General features: G+C 64.3%; 12 protein-coding genes. 1 reads left to right on the top strand and 11 read right to left on the bottom strand.

Annotation, left to right across the window (positions count from 1 at the left end; genetic code table 11):
• Window positions 1–8: 8 nt before the first annotated feature.
• The 8 genes from EB815_RS28960 to murA all read right to left on the bottom strand — a co-directional run bounded on the left by EB815_RS28960 (window position 9) and on the right by murA (window position 9580).
• Window positions 9–1022 carry a serine hydrolase domain-containing protein gene (locus EB815_RS28960; protein ID WP_056564478.1) on the bottom strand — a complete coding sequence of 338 codons (1014 nt, stop codon included), beginning with the start codon at window positions 1020–1022 and terminating at the stop codon, window positions 9–11.
• Window positions 1019–2767, bottom strand: a complete 1749-nt coding sequence (locus EB815_RS28955; RefSeq protein ID WP_056564475.1) for an ABC transporter ATP-binding protein — start codon at window positions 2765–2767, stop codon at window positions 1019–1021. The genes EB815_RS28960 and EB815_RS28955 overlap by 4 nt, the downstream gene beginning before the upstream one ends.
• Entirely contained in the window at window positions 2764–3603 is an 840-nt protein-coding gene (locus EB815_RS28950; RefSeq protein WP_056564472.1) for an ABC transporter permease, read from the bottom strand. The genes EB815_RS28955 and EB815_RS28950 overlap by 4 nt, the downstream gene beginning before the upstream one ends.
• Entirely contained in the window at window positions 3603–4562 is a 960-nt protein-coding gene (locus EB815_RS28945; protein WP_056564468.1) for an ABC transporter permease, read from the bottom strand. The genes EB815_RS28950 and EB815_RS28945 overlap by 1 nt, the downstream gene beginning before the upstream one ends.
• Window positions 4563–4709: 147 nt before the next feature.
• Entirely contained in the window at window positions 4710–6227 is a 1518-nt protein-coding gene (locus EB815_RS28940) for an ABC transporter substrate-binding protein (RefSeq protein WP_056564465.1), read from the bottom strand.
• Window positions 6228–6350: 123 nt separating this feature from the next.
• The gene (gene murQ / locus EB815_RS28935) at window positions 6351–7274 is read right to left on the bottom strand and encodes an N-acetylmuramic acid 6-phosphate etherase (protein WP_056564462.1); all 924 of its coding nucleotides are present in this window, start codon (window positions 7272–7274) and stop codon (window positions 6351–6353) included.
• Window positions 7275–7448: 174 nt separating this feature from the next.
• The gene (locus tag EB815_RS28930; RefSeq protein ID WP_056564460.1) at window positions 7449–8327 is read right to left on the bottom strand and encodes an N-acetylglucosamine kinase; all 879 of its coding nucleotides are present in this window, start codon (window positions 8325–8327) and stop codon (window positions 7449–7451) included.
• Window positions 8324–9580, bottom strand: a complete 1257-nt coding sequence (murA, locus tag EB815_RS28925) for a UDP-N-acetylglucosamine 1-carboxyvinyltransferase (protein ID WP_056564457.1) — start codon at window positions 9578–9580, stop codon at window positions 8324–8326. The genes EB815_RS28930 and murA overlap by 4 nt, the downstream gene beginning before the upstream one ends.
• Before the next feature lie 168 nt (window positions 9581–9748).
• On the opposite strand from murA, the gene EB815_RS28920 reads away from it, so the two are divergent.
• Window positions 9749–10600, top strand: a complete 852-nt coding sequence (locus EB815_RS28920) for a MurR/RpiR family transcriptional regulator (protein WP_056564454.1) — start codon at window positions 9749–9751, stop codon at window positions 10598–10600.
• A 19-nt stretch (window positions 10601–10619) separates the two neighbouring features.
• Here the strand turns inward: EB815_RS28920 and EB815_RS28915 are convergent, their stop codons facing one another.
• The 3 genes from EB815_RS28915 to EB815_RS28905 all read right to left on the bottom strand — a co-directional run bounded on the left by EB815_RS28915 (window position 10620) and on the right by EB815_RS28905 (window position 13213).
• On the bottom strand, window positions 10620–10916 hold the full coding sequence (locus EB815_RS28915; protein ID WP_244493904.1) for an iron chelate uptake ABC transporter family permease subunit: 297 nt from the start codon (window positions 10914–10916) through the stop codon (window positions 10620–10622).
• Window positions 10873–12228, bottom strand: a complete 1356-nt coding sequence (locus tag EB815_RS28910) for a glutamine synthetase family protein (RefSeq protein WP_056564451.1) — start codon at window positions 12226–12228, stop codon at window positions 10873–10875. Before EB815_RS28910 ends, EB815_RS28915 begins: the two co-directional genes overlap by 44 nt.
• A gap of 286 nt (window positions 12229–12514) precedes the next feature.
• On the bottom strand, window positions 12515–13213 hold the full coding sequence (locus EB815_RS28905; RefSeq protein WP_056564449.1) for a GntR family transcriptional regulator: 699 nt from the start codon (window positions 13211–13213) through the stop codon (window positions 12515–12517).
• Between the last annotated feature and the right edge of the window lie 84 nt (window positions 13214–13297).

The following is a 13297-nucleotide window of genomic DNA, read 5'->3' as shown; positions in this document are numbered from 1 at the left end:
TCTAGCTCCTAGAGTCCATTGACGAGATCGCCGACCGTCTGCCGCAGCGAAGCGATTCCGCTGTCGAAATGACGTGTCGGATGGATCCGGTTGGTGAGCAAGGTCCAGGCCTTGCCTCTGTCGAAATCGACCCACAGTCCGGTGCCCGTGAAGCCGGTATGGCCGATCGTTCCCGGGCTGCACAAGGACCCGCCGGACCAGCCCTCGTACGGGCGCTCCCAGCCATGAGTACGAGTGGCGGACAAGGGCGTGCGCATCAGCGCGATCGAATTCTTGGAAGCGCCGGTCAGCAGCTCCTGCGCGAAATCCAGCACCGAAGCGGCCGTTCCGAACAGGCCGGCATGACCTGCGCCCTGCAGGGCCGAGCAATTGTCGTCATGGACTTCGCCGGACAGCACGCGATGACGCCAGGTGCAGTCCTCGGTCGCCGCGGCGACATCCGGCTCCGTTGACCATGCAAAGCCGGGGCCAGGATCCAGGTCGCGGATGGTGTTGCCCGAAAGCCGTTCCAGCGCAAAGCCGAGCAGGATGAAATTGATGTCGGAATAGACGGGGTCACGGGCGCGCCATTCGCGCTGCAGGATGAAGGCGCGCAGCAGGTCGGGGTCACGCCCGTAAGTATAGATCGGCTCGACGGCGGGGAACGGGGTCTGGTGGCCGAGGCATTGGCGAAACGTCACCTGCCGCTCCCAGGCCCCTGCGTCATACTGGCGAAGGTCAGGCAGAACCGAGATCAGCGGCGCGTCGAGATCGATGACGCCGTCCTCCGCCAGCGCCAGGATGCGCGGCGTGGTGAAGATGACCTTGGTCAGCGATGCAAGGTCGAACCAGGTTTCGACCTGCATGGAGCGCTGCCTCGGCACCAACTGCGCCGAGCCGATCGCCCTGGCGATGCGGTGGCCATTGCTGTCGACAATGCCGAGCACGCCGCCGGGAATACGCTTGGCGGATACAGCTGCTGCTAGTGGCGCAAACGCCCGGTCGAAGAGCTGTTGAAGATCGCTGGAGGGAACTGAAGTCACGCCTCAACCCTTGCTCGATGATCCCCGCCAAACTGCACCCACCGCGCCGGCGTGGGTTCAAATCCCCGAGGACGCACAAGCGAAGGCACTTGGCGTGTGTCTAGTTCGAAATGCTCACGCCGCCGCTCGATGGTTGGAACGGCTGATATCAGCTTCTTCGTATAGGAATGCTTCGGCTTTGACAGCACCGAGGCCGCGTCGCCGATCTCGACGATCTGGCCGGCATAGATGACGGCGATGCGATGAGCGATCCGCTCGACGACAGCCATGTCGTGCGAGATGAAGAGATAAGCCAGCCCGAACTCGCGCTGCAGGTCGACCAGCAGCTCCAGCACCTTGGCTTGCACCGAGACGTCCAGCGCCGACACTGCTTCATCGAGAACGACGACCGACGGATTGAGCATCAGCGCGCGGGCAATGCAAAGCCTCTGCCGCTGGCCGCCGGAGAATTCATGCGGGTAGCGCCCTAGGCTGTTCCTGGGCAGGCCGACGCGTTCCAGAAGGTTCGCCATCCTCGCCAGCGTTTCCGCATTCACCCGGCCGCTGGTGGCGATCACCGGTTCGGCCAGGATGCTCTCGATCGTCAGCCTCGGGTTAAGTGAGGCATAGGGGTTCTGGAACACCATCTGCACGGGCTTGGTGCCGCGCTCGGCGGAAGCCGCTCGGGTGCCGACCGAGAAGCTGCCGCGTGTCGCGCGCACCAGGCCGAGAACCGCCTTCGCGGTTGTCGATTTGCCAGAACCGCTCTCACCGACGATGGCCAAGGTCTCGCCCGGCATCAGGTCGAAATCGACGCCATCGACGGCGTGCACGGCGCCGGTGGCGCGGCTGAAGAAATTACTCTTGAGGGGGAACCTCACGACCAGTCCGTCGACCTTCAAGGCCGGTTCTGCATGTGCGTCCCCGGCGCGCTGTCCGTCCGCGCGCGTAGCGCTTCCGTTGGCGAAATGCGGCACGTCCTGCAGCAGATGCTGCGTGTAGGGATGCCGCGGGTGATCGAGGATCTGGTTTAGCTCGCCTTGCTCCACGGCCTGCCCGTTCTGCATCACCATCACCTTGTCGGCGATGCCGGCAACGAGGCCGATATCATGGGTGATGAAGATGACAGACATGCCTGTCTCGCGCTTCAGTTCGGCCAGCAGGGCCATGATCTGCGCCTGCACGGTGACGTCGAGCGCCGTGGTCGGCTCGTCGGCGATCAGCAGGCGTGGATTGCAGGCCAGCGCGATGGCGATCATCACCCTTTGCAGCATGCCGCCGGACAACTGGTTGGGCGTGTATTTCAGCCGCCGCGCTGCGTCGGGAATGCGCACGCGGTCGAGCGCATCCTTGGCCGCGGCCGTGGCCTGCCTGCCGGTCAGCCCGCGGTGCAGGCGAAACGATTCCTCGATCTGCGTACCGATGGTCAGAACCGGGTTGAGCGATGTCATCGGCTCCTGGAAGATCATGCCGATCTCGGCGCCGCGAATGCCGGTCAGTTGCGGTTCGGTGGCGGCCATCAGGTCGAAGAGGCTGCCGTCGGTACGCTTCAGTTTCATCGAGCCGCCAATGATGCGGCCGCCGCCGAAATCGATCAGCCGGTTGATCGACAGCGCTGTGACGGATTTGCCGGAGCCGCTTTCGCCGACAATGGCCAGTGTTTCGCCGTCGGCGAGGTCGAAGCTGACGCCGCGCACCACTTCATTGGCTTGAGGATTGCGGCCGAAGCCGACGCGCAGATCGCGGACGGACAGCAGCGGCGTCATGCCGGCGCCCTCCGCATCCTGGGGTCGAGGATATCGCGCAAGGCGTCGCCCAGAAGGTTGAAGCCAAGGATGCTGATCATGATGGTCAGGCCTGGAAAGATCATCAGCCAGGGCGCGGTCTCCATCAGATTGCGGCTGTCGCTCAGCATCAGGCCGAGCGAGGCGGCGGGCGGCTGTGTTCCCAGACCGAGGAAGCTCAGGCCGGCTTCGGTCAGCAGCGCCCAGGCCAGCGCCAGCGTCACCTGCACGGTCAGCGGCGCCACCAGATTGAGCAGCAGGTGCCGCGTGACGATGTAGCTCGAACTGCTGCCGAAGGTGCGCGCGGCGTCGACGAATTCGCGCGCCTTGAGCGACAAAGCAGGGCCGCGCACCACGCGGGTGAAGATCGGCGTGTAGACGATGCCGATGGCGACGACACTGGTCCATGTGCCCGGCCCGGCGACGGTGACGATGAGCAATGCCAGAAGGATCGCCGGGAAGGCCAGCAGCACGTCCATGATGCGCATCACCACGCCGTCCCAGCGGCGCCCGAGCCAGGCTGCCGCCAGCCCGAGAACCGTGCCGGCAAGGGTCGCGAAGGCAACCGAGAAGAAGGCGACCGTGAAGGACTGCCCGATGCCCGCCATCAGCCGGCTGGCCACGTCGCGGCCGAACAAATCGGTGCCCATCCAGTAGGCGCCGCTTGGCGCATGCAGCCGGTCGACGCGGAACTGCGTGATCGGATTGTGCGGCGTCAGCCCGGCGAGGCCGAGGATGGCGATCAGCAGGTAGATGCCGACGATGACGCCTCCGATGCGGCCGCTGCCATGGCCGAAAATGGCGCGCAGGATACGCATCACTGCTCTCCAAGCCGGATGCGCGGATCGAGCCCGACATAGGCGAGGTCGACCAGGAGGTTGACGATCATGAAGTTGAAGGCGATGAACAGCACGCTGCCCTGCACCAGAGCGTAGTCGCGCTGCAGGATGGCGTCGAGCACCATGCGTCCAAGCCCGGGCAGCGCGTAGATTTGCTCGACGATGACGGCGCCGCCCAGGAGATAGCCGAATTCGATGCCGCTCAGCGTCACCACCGGGATCAGCGCATTGGGCAAGGCATGCCGCCAGATGACGCTGCGCGCCGGCGCGCCCTTGCTGCGCGCGGTGCGCACATAATCGTCGCTCAACACGTCGAGCATGGCCGAACGCGATATGCGGGTGACGGACGCGGCGAAGGCGAAGCCGAGCGTGATGGCGGGCAGGATCAGCTGGCTGAGATTGCGCAAGGGATCCTGCCAGAGCGGCGCGAATTCGCCCATCGCCGGCAGCACGCCGAAGCCGGCCGACAGCGCGTAGATGATCAAGAGGCCAAGCACGAAGCTCGGCGTCGACTGGCCGATCATGGCGACGATGCGCACCCCAAGGTCGGATGGCTTTTCATTATGCGTGGCGGCATAGATCCCGGCCGGCATGCCGACGGCGAGCGCGATGATCATCGACAGCAGAGCCAGTTCCAGCGTCAGCGGAAATCGCTCGAGAATGACGTCGAGAACCGGCCTGCCATAGGTAACGGAGATGCCGAAATTGCCGTGCAGGATGCCGCCGATCCAGCGCCAGTACTGGACGAACCAAGGCTGGTCGATGCCGAAATAGGCGGCGAGCGCATCCCGCTGCGCCGGCGTCAGCAGGCCGGCTTCGGTGCCCAGCATCGCCGTGATCGAATCGCCCGGCACCATCCGGATCGCCACGAAGACCAGGATGGACACGCCAAGCAGGACGAGAGGAAACGTCGCCAGTCGCCGCATCAGATAGTTCACGCGAAGGATACCTCTCGTCTAGAGCATGATGCCGAAAAGTGTGAAGCGGTTTTCGGACGACATCATGCTCTATCCCTTTGATCTAGAGGCGGATTCAGATTTCAGGTCGATTCGGCCTGAATCATCCGGCACTAGTGCCTGGCAGGGCTACTGCTGGATGGTAACCTTGCTCAGGCTGAACAGCGTGCCCGTCGGCGTCGGCACGAAGCCGGCGATGTTCTTCTGCTGGGCCGTGTAGCTGTAGGACGTGTAGAGCCAGATCCAGGGCGACACCTCGGCGAGGTGCTTCTCGAACGCGGCGAAGATCGCCTTGCGTTTGGCCGGGTCGGTTTCGGCGCGGCCCTGCTGCATCTGGCTGTCCAGCGTATCGTCGATGTAGTTCGCCACCTTCTGCAGATTGCCTGCCTTGGTCCAGTAGCGGTTATACATGGTGTAGGGGTCGGCGCGGCCGCCATTGAGCGCGATCGCCATGTCGAAATCGCCCTTCAGCCAGGCATCGACATAGACGTTGAGCTCCATCATCTTGATGTCGAGCTTGACGCCGATTTCGGCGAGCTGCGACTGGATGACCTGTGCTTCCGCCGCCGCCGTCGGCGGCTCGCCGGTGGCGCCGATCACGGTCGCCGAAAAGCCATCGGCAAAACCGGCCTCGGCCATCAGCTTCTTGGCCTTTTCCACGTCGCGCTTGTAGCAGAACAGCTGGCTCGGATCGGTCGCCAGCGCCGGGATGGTCAGCGGTCCGGTGACCTTGCCTTCGCCGAGCGAGGCGGTGTCCAGCACCTCCTGCCGGTCGATGGCGCAGGAGATCGCCTGACGCACCTTGAGCTCGGTCATCGGCTTGCGCGAAGGGTTGAGCTGCAGCACGTGGTAGGCGAGAACCGGCACGCGGTTCAGCTGCAGGCTGGCTTCCTTCGGCACCAGCGTGGCGACCAGCGGGTCGTTGAGCAGCGCGAAATCGATCTGCTTGGTGCGCATGGCGGCAAGGATCGCGGCCTCGTCAGGCAGCACGCTGATCTCGATGCCGTCGACGCCGGTCGCGCCGCCGGCCCAACCCTTGTTGGCGCTCAGCACTTCCTTGGCGTTGGGATCCCATTTGTCGAGCTTGAACGGGCCGGAGCCGAGCGCCTTGGTGCCGATCGAGCCGGCCTTGATTTCGCTGGCCGGGACGATCGCCGCGTTGACGTCGCTCATCGCCGTCAGGATCGGCACGTCGGGTTGTGACAGATGAAACACGATGGTCGCCGCATCGGGCGTGTCGATGCCGGCGATCGACAGGAAGTTGGCGCGGGCAGCCGCTCCCGTCTTCTCGTCGAGGATGCGCTCGAACGAGGCCTTGACATCGGCTGAGGTGATGGCCGCGCCATCCTGGAATTTCGCCTTGGGGTCGAGCTTGAAGGTCAGTTCCTTGCCGTCCTTGGAGAACTCCCAGGACGTGGCGATGGCCGGGATGATCCGAAGGCTGGCATCGACCCGCACCAGCGGCTCATAGATGAGTTCCAAAAGCCGCAGCGACGAGAATGCCGTCTGCTTGTGCGGATCAAGCCCGGTGGCGTCTTGCGACCAGGCCATGTGCAACGTCGCCGCCTGCGTCGGAACCGTCGCGATGCCGAGCATCGCTGCCAGGGTGATACCCGACAGCAGCGTTCTTGTGAGATGCCCTATCATTCTCGTCTCCCATTATGATTTGACTTGATGCCTTGCAGTTTCCGCGAGCCGCTTCCAAGACACACACGCTTTGGAGTATCGGCCCAGTCTATGCGGCTTCGCGCCGTCTTGTCTCAAGCGGTGTCACACCGCGCTCTCGCTGATCGCCCTTCGCAGGAAACCTCCGGCCTTCGCGAGGGCGGCCTGCGCCGCCTCGACATCCATGCCGGTGATCGTCACCAGGATCGCCAGTTTCACATCGTTACCTGTCTGATGAAGTGCCTGTTTGGCCCGCTGCGCCGTACAGCCCGTCGTCTGCATGACCATCCTGGTTGCCCTCGCCACCAGCTTCTTGTTGGACGGGTTGAGGTCGACCATAAGGTTCTGAAAACTCTTGCCGATGCGGATCATCGAGGCCGTGGTCAGCATGTTGAGCACCAGTTTCTGCGCGGTCCCGGACTTCAGCCGGGTCGAGCCGGTGAGGACTTCGGGGCCAACGACCGGCGAAATGGCGATGTCGGCGATGCCGGCAATGGTCGACGCCGGATTGCACGACAGGGCGACCGTCGTTGCGCCCACTTGCTTCGCATAGGTCAATCCACCGATGACATAGGGCGTGCGCCCACTGACCGCGATGCCGACGACCACATCGTTGGCCGTGAGGCCAATATCTTGCAGCGCCCGCGCCCCCATCCTCGGATCGTCCTCCGCGCCTTCCGTCGACCGAACCAACGCGTCGGGTCCGCCGGCGATCAAGCCGATCACCATATCTTCGGACACGCCGAAAGTGGGCGGGCATTCCGAAGCATCGAGAACGCCGAGCCGGCCGCTAGTGCCGGCGCCGATATAGATCAGCCGCGCGCCTTTCTGGAAGGCGAGCACGATGCGGTCGACCGCTGCGGCAATTTCCGGCAGCACCTTTTCAACAGCCGCGGGGACAAGCCTGTCCTCGTCATTGATCTTGCGCAGGACATCGATGGTCGGCAGCAGGTCTATGTCGACGGTGCGCGGGTTGCGGCCTTCGGAAACCAGCCGGTCCAGCTCGGACATCAATCCTTGTTCCGTCATTCCAATGCTTTCAAAAAGTCCTGTCGCACGACGGCGTCGAGCACGGCTCCAACCGGCGCCAGCACTCAGGGACGATCCGGCCGGCCCGATCAGTTTTCCCTCGTTAACTTTTTAGAATTTGATATTCGCACCGTCAACAAATATCTGGAATATTTTATTCCTTTTCAGTGAAGCTTACCGTGCGCGGTGCGATCGTTTGGCAAGGATGATCGCTCCTGATACGGCGTCACCGTCGGCGGGTTTCAGCCGGCGCCGGACATCGGGCGCAAGCCAGGGTTCGAGCGGGCTGGCGAGGCCGCCCAGCAGGGTTATACGCGGTGCGCCTTTCTCGAACAGCACCCGCACCAACGTGTCGATCTGCTCGGCGGCACTTTGCACGATGCGCCGTCCGGCCGGATCGCCCTGGTCGGCGTGGCGCATCACCATGGGCGCCAGGGCTGCGTAATCCGTGGCGCTGGCGCGGTCCATCCAGGCGACCGCTTCCGTCGGGTCGCCGTCGAAGCGCTGCATCACCTCCGCCAGCAGCGCCGTCCGCTCGTGCCGGCCGTCATGGGCGCGCAACGCCAGCTGCACGGCCTTCAGCCCAAGATCGGCGCCGCTGCCTTCGTCGGAGATCGGAAAGCCGTAACCACCGACACGCAGGTCGCGCCCCTCGACAAAGCCGAGCCCGATCGAGCCAGTCCCGGCAATGACGATGGCGCCGTCCTGGCCGGAATGCGCACCCAGGCAAGCGCCGACCCCGTCGCTGACGAAGTCGATGCTGGCAAAGGGATGCGCGATCGCCCGCAAGGCCCCCAGCGCGCCTTTGCGGCCGATGCCGGCAAGGCCGATGCCGGCGCAAATCCCTGCGGTCTCGGCCGGCCCGAAACCCGTCTCCTCGAGTGCCGCGCCAAAGGCCTTGGCAATGGAGGCCCATGCCGCTTCGATGCCGAGCCGCGTTGTCGCCGGGCCGGACAGGCCTTGTCCCAGCACGTTGCCTTCCGCATCCTCGATACGGGCCCGGCAACCGGTGCCGCCACCGTCGACGCCGAGAAAACAGTCCGGGCCGCTCATGGGCTCAGCCGCTCGATGTCGGCGCCGCAAAGGCGCAGCTTGCGGTCCAGCTGCTCATAGCCGCGGTCGAGATGATAGACGCGGTTGATGATCGTCTCGCCTTCGCTGACCAACGCCGCCAGCACCAACGACACCGAGGCGCGCAGGTCGGTGGCCATCACCTGCGCGCCATGCAGTTTCTCGCCGCCGCGAACCAAAGCCATCGTGCCTTGCAGCTTGATGTTGGCGCCGAGCCGCATCAGTTCGGGCACATGCATGAAGCGGTTCTCGAAGATGGTCTCGCGCAGCAGGGAGGCCCCGTCGGCGCAACACATCAGCGCCATGAACTGCGCCTGCAGGTCAGTCGGAAAACCCGGATAGGGCTCCGTCGTAAGGTCGGCGGCCTTGAGTGGCCGGTCGCGCGACACGATGAGTCCACGGTCGCCCGGCCAGACGCTGACGCCGGTGGCCTCCAGCAATTGCACCACCGAGGCCATGTGTTCGAGCCGGGCTTGGGTGAGCTCAAGCTGGCCGCCGGTGATCGCCGCGGCAATCGCATAAGTGCCGGCCTCGATACGGTCCGGTATGATGTCGTGCCGGGCCGCGTGCCAGCTGGTGCCGCCGGCGATCAGGATGCGGTGCGTGCCGGCGCCCTCGATGCGCGCGCCCATCGCGTTGAGGCAAGCGGCGAGATCAGCCACTTCCGGTTCGCGTGCCGCGTTGAGGATCTCGGTTTCGCCCCTGGCTATGGTCGCCGCCATCATGGCGGTTTCGGTTGCCCCGACCGATGGCGAGCTGAGCACGATGCGCGTGCCGAGAAGCCCGTTCGGCGTGGAGGCGACGATCAGGCCGTTCTCGATGGCGATCCTGGCGCCCAGTGCCGCAAGCGCGGCGACATGCATGTCGACCGGCCGCGCGCCGATCGCGCAGCCGCCGGGCAGCGAAACCCGCGCATGACCGAAACGGGCCAGAAGCGGCGCCAGCACCAGCACCGTCGCGCGCATTTTCCGCACCGTGTCATAAGACGTTTCCTTCGAAACGGCGGCACTCGTATCGATCGTCGCGGCGTGGGCCGACCGTGTCACGTCCGCACCGTGAAGCCGCACCACGCCGAGCATGTTTTCGACATCGGTCACATCGGGCAGGTTGGTCAGTTCGAGCGGGTAGGGGCTGAGCAGGGCAGCCGCGATCTGCGGCAGGGCCGCGTTCTTGGCGCCGGATATGGTGACCGCGCCTTCCAGTCTTCGTCCGCCGACGATCCGCAATCTGTCCATGGCTGAACCCTTGTATGTCGAAGCCGGGCGGCGGGTCCGGTCTCTCCGGAAGGTCCATCCGATTCCGAACCTGGCCGGTCCGGTTCGAGAATTAATTCCGCATTCTTGGCTGTCAATCGAATTTGGAATATTTTATTCCTCTCAGCACCGAAACGCTCCAGAGGGTTCATGTCCGTTCTCAAGACGATCAATGCGAAGCTCGACGGCATGGCGCCAGGTGATCGTGAGATCGGCCAGTACATCGTCGACAATCCCGACCAGATGCTGCGCCTGTCGACGGCCGCCCTTGCGGCCAAGATTGGCCGCAGCCAGTCGAGTGTCGTCAAGTTCAGCCAGAAGCTCGGCTATGCCAGCTACCAGGAGCTCAAGCTCGCCGTCAGCGAGGCCAAGGCGCAGGACTGGCAGGTGCCGGCCGGTGTCATCCACGGTTCGATCGAGGTCGGCGACACCTATCCGGTCATCCTGAGGAAGCTGATCGGCAGCAAGCTGCTGTCGATGCAGCAAACCGTCGCGGCCAACAGCGAGCGCATCATTTCCCGCACGCTGGAACTGCTCGATGGCGCGCGCCGCATCCATCTGGTCGGCGTCGGCGCCTCCTCGCTGGTGGCGCGCGACTTCTCCTACAAGCTGATGAAGCTCGGCCGCAATGTGCTGCACGACAGCGACAGCCACATCCAGATGGCCAATGCCGCGACGCTCGGACCTGGCGACGTGCTGTTCGCGCTCTCCTATTCCGGCGCCAGCATCGAGACCTTGCGCATCGCCGAGCTTGCCCACAAGCGCGGCACGATGGTGATCGCCGTTACCGGCCTGCACGACAATCCGCTGAGCCGTGTCGCCGACATCCGCCTCTACACCATCGCCGACGAGGAGCGAGCGCGCTCCTCCTCCATCACCGCGCGCGACGCGCAGCTGACGCTGACCGACCTGTTGTTCATCCTTTTGGTGCAGAAGCAGCCCGACGCCAACGACTATGTCCACAACAGCGAGGCGGCGGTCTCGGTGCTGAAGGCCGAATGATCCCGGGAGTTCGAGGCGCTCAGCCTTGGCGCGCCGCGCCCCTGGCAAGCAGGTAGACAAGATACGGGCCGCCGAGCGGTGAAGCGAACAGACCGGCAGGCAGTTCGTAGGGAAAAGCCGCCATGCGCGACAGCCAGTCCGAGACGATCATCAGCAGGGCGCCCAGAAGCATCGCGCCGGCAAGGTGAAGCCGTGCGCGCGAAAAGCCGACGAGCCGGGCAAGATGCGGCGCGATCAGGCCGACGAAGCTCCAATGCCGATGGTTAGTTGCGCTAGACGCTTTCGAGATAGGTCTCGATCTCGAAGTCGCTGACATTGAGGGCAAAGGTGTTCAATTCCTGGCGTTTGCAGGCGACGAAGGAGTCGCGCAGGATCGACGGGAAGATTTCCGCCACATGGGTCCCGCTTTCGAAGGTGGCGATCGCGGAGGCCCAGTCCGGCGGCAGCTTGGCTGGTGTCACGCCTTGTCCGTCGTTCCCTGTCGGCTCGCCCGGCGACATCTGTCTTTCGATGCCGATCAGCGCCGCGCCCAATATGGCGGCAAGCACCAGATAGGGATTGGCGTCCGCTCCCGACACGCGATGCTCGATGCGGCGCGCCCCGGTCGGGCCGCCGGGAATGCGGATCGCGACCATGCGGTTTTCGTAGCCCCAGGCGACCGCGGTCGGCGCATAGGAGCGCGGGCGGAGCCTGCGGTAGGAATTGAAATGCGGCGCGAACACCAAGGTGCTCTCGGCCATCGCGGCCAGCAGGCCGCCGACCGCGTGGCGCATGGTTTCCGAGCCCTGATCCGTGCCGTCGTCGAACACGTTGCGGCCTTCAGCGTCGACGAGGCTGAAATGGACGTGAAAGCCATTGCCGGCACGGTCGCCATAGGGCTTCGCCATGAAGCAGGCGGCAAAGCCGTGCTTGCGGGCAATGCCCTTCACCGTGCGCTTGAACAGCACGGCGTCATCGGCCGCCCGCAAAGCGTCGGCGACATGGTTGAGGTTGATCTCGAACTGGCCGACGCCGTTTTCGGCAATCGCCGTGTCGACGGGAATGCCTTGCGCCCGGCAGGCCTCGTAGACGTCGTGGATGAAGGCTTCGAAGTCGTCGATCTCGTCGATCGACAATGCCGCATCGGAATCGAGACGCCGTCCTGTGACCGGCGAGACAGGTCCGACCGGCCGCTGCGACTGCGGATCGACCAGATAGAATTCAAGTTCGGTCGCCGCGACCGGGGTCAGGCCAAGCGCCTTGTAGCGGTCGAGGATACGGGCCAGCGCTCGTCGGGGATCGCCGAGATAGGGCGCGCCGCTCTCATCGGCAAGCCAGAGCGGAACGAGCGCCGTCGGATGCGCGGTCCAGTCCACCGGCAGGATGCCGCGCCCCGTCCATTGGCAAAGGCCGTCGGCATCGCCGGTCGAGAAAACCAGCGTGTTGCCTTCGATGTCCTCGCCCCAGATGTCGAGCCCGATCAGCGAGTAGGGCATGCGCAGCTTGCCTTCGAGCGCCTTGCGGGCCTGCTCGACCGGGATGCGTTTTCCCCGCATGACGCCGTTGAGGTCGCACACCGCCGCCCTCAGGCTCTGGATGTCGTTTCTGCTTTCAAGCCAGCTCAGAACGTCCGCAATTGCATCGCTCAATTTTAAAACCTCTGGTTTTCGAAGGCGCCCAAGCCGTGCCGGCTGCGCTATCCCTGGTAAAGATGCTTGTGAGTTTTCGGAAAAATATCCGGCCGCCGCCGGGAATTTTTCCTTATTTTTTCAAGTCACTAGCTGGGATGTCGGGAGGCATTTCAAAACCAATTGCGCGATCTGCGATCGCAACATAGAGACAAGAGGGTGGAAAGCCAAGGGGCATTCGGTGTGCCGGGTTCGCCGCCGAGCCGGCATGATCGGCCTCTGGGGTCGAAAGGCTGTTGCCGGAATCCTAGGTTCTGGCGTCCGGAAATCTGGCCTGCCGCAGGATGTGTGCGGCACCCTCGTCGATGTCGCGCACGATGGCCGCGCGGGCGCGCGCCGCGTCCCGCGCCTCGATCGCCGCGACGATTTCCTCGTGATAGTCGATGGCGAGGATCAAGGAGAGATCGTCCTCGAACCCCATGGCGAGATTCCTGAGGAAGGGGCCGACCTGCATCCACACGGTCTCGACCAGGAAGATCAGCTGCTCGTTGCCGCAATGACGATAGATCGAGAATTTGAAGGCGTAGTTCTTCCTGAGATAGTCACCGATATCGCCCTTGCGCGCAGCCAAGGTCAATTCCGTGCAATGGCGGCGGATCGTCCTCAGATTGTTGCCGTTGACAAGCTTTGTCGCGAGCTCCGTCGCCGAGCCTTCGAGGATTGTACGCACGGCGGTCAACTGCGAGAACCGGTCGGCGGAGATCACCGGTACCTCGACGCTGCCGTTCGGCATCGGGCTCAGCGCCCGCAGCGCCTGCAGCCGCATGAAGGCGCTGCGCACCGGCATGTCGCTGGTGCCGAGTTCCTTGGCGAGCTTGCGCGAGGTCAGCTTCTGTCCGGGCGTGAACTGACCGGACATCAGGGCCCGCACAAGCTCCAGATAGACCTTCTCATGCAGGGGCACGGTGTCGACCGCGCTCAACCCGAATTGTGTTCTGTCGGCCATTGGCGGGGCACTACTTCATTCGTTCTGAAATCTACCCCTGATAACCGCGGACAATCCCGTCTGGGCGGAGCACGGCGGGACTCC

The sequence above is a fragment of the Mesorhizobium loti genome (genome assembly GCF_013170705.1).
GTDB classification, from domain to species: domain Bacteria; phylum Pseudomonadota; class Alphaproteobacteria; order Rhizobiales; family Rhizobiaceae; genus Mesorhizobium; species Mesorhizobium loti_D.
This window is presented reverse-complemented; position numbering and strand designations above follow the sequence as displayed.

Excerpts from the sequence above, each read along its gene's own strand:
- EB815_RS28955 (WP_056564475.1), bottom strand. The coding sequence starts at position 2,767 with ATGACGCCGCTGCTGTCCGTCCGCGATCTGCGCGTCGGCTTCGGCCGC.
- EB815_RS28950 (WP_056564472.1), bottom strand. The coding sequence starts at position 3,603 with ATGCGTATCCTGCGCGCCATTTTCGGCCATGGCAGCGGCCGCATCGGA.
- EB815_RS28940 (WP_056564465.1), bottom strand. The coding sequence starts at position 6,227 with ATGATAGGGCATCTCACAAGAACGCTGCTGTCGGGTATCACCCTGGCA.
- murQ (WP_056564462.1), bottom strand. The coding sequence starts at position 7,274 with ATGACGGAACAAGGATTGATGTCCGAGCTGGACCGGCTGGTTTCCGAA.
- EB815_RS28930 (WP_056564460.1), bottom strand. The coding sequence starts at position 8,327 with ATGAGCGGCCCGGACTGTTTTCTCGGCGTCGACGGTGGCGGCACCGGT.
- murA (WP_056564457.1), bottom strand. The coding sequence starts at position 9,580 with ATGGACAGATTGCGGATCGTCGGCGGACGAAGACTGGAAGGCGCGGTC.
- EB815_RS28920 (WP_056564454.1), top strand. The coding sequence starts at position 9,749 with ATGTCCGTTCTCAAGACGATCAATGCGAAGCTCGACGGCATGGCGCCA.
- EB815_RS28915 (WP_244493904.1), bottom strand. The coding sequence starts at position 10,916 with ATGTCAGCGACTTCGAGATCGAGACCTATCTCGAAAGCGTCTAGCGCA.
- EB815_RS28905 (WP_056564449.1), bottom strand. The coding sequence starts at position 13,213 with ATGGCCGACAGAACACAATTCGGGTTGAGCGCGGTCGACACCGTGCCC.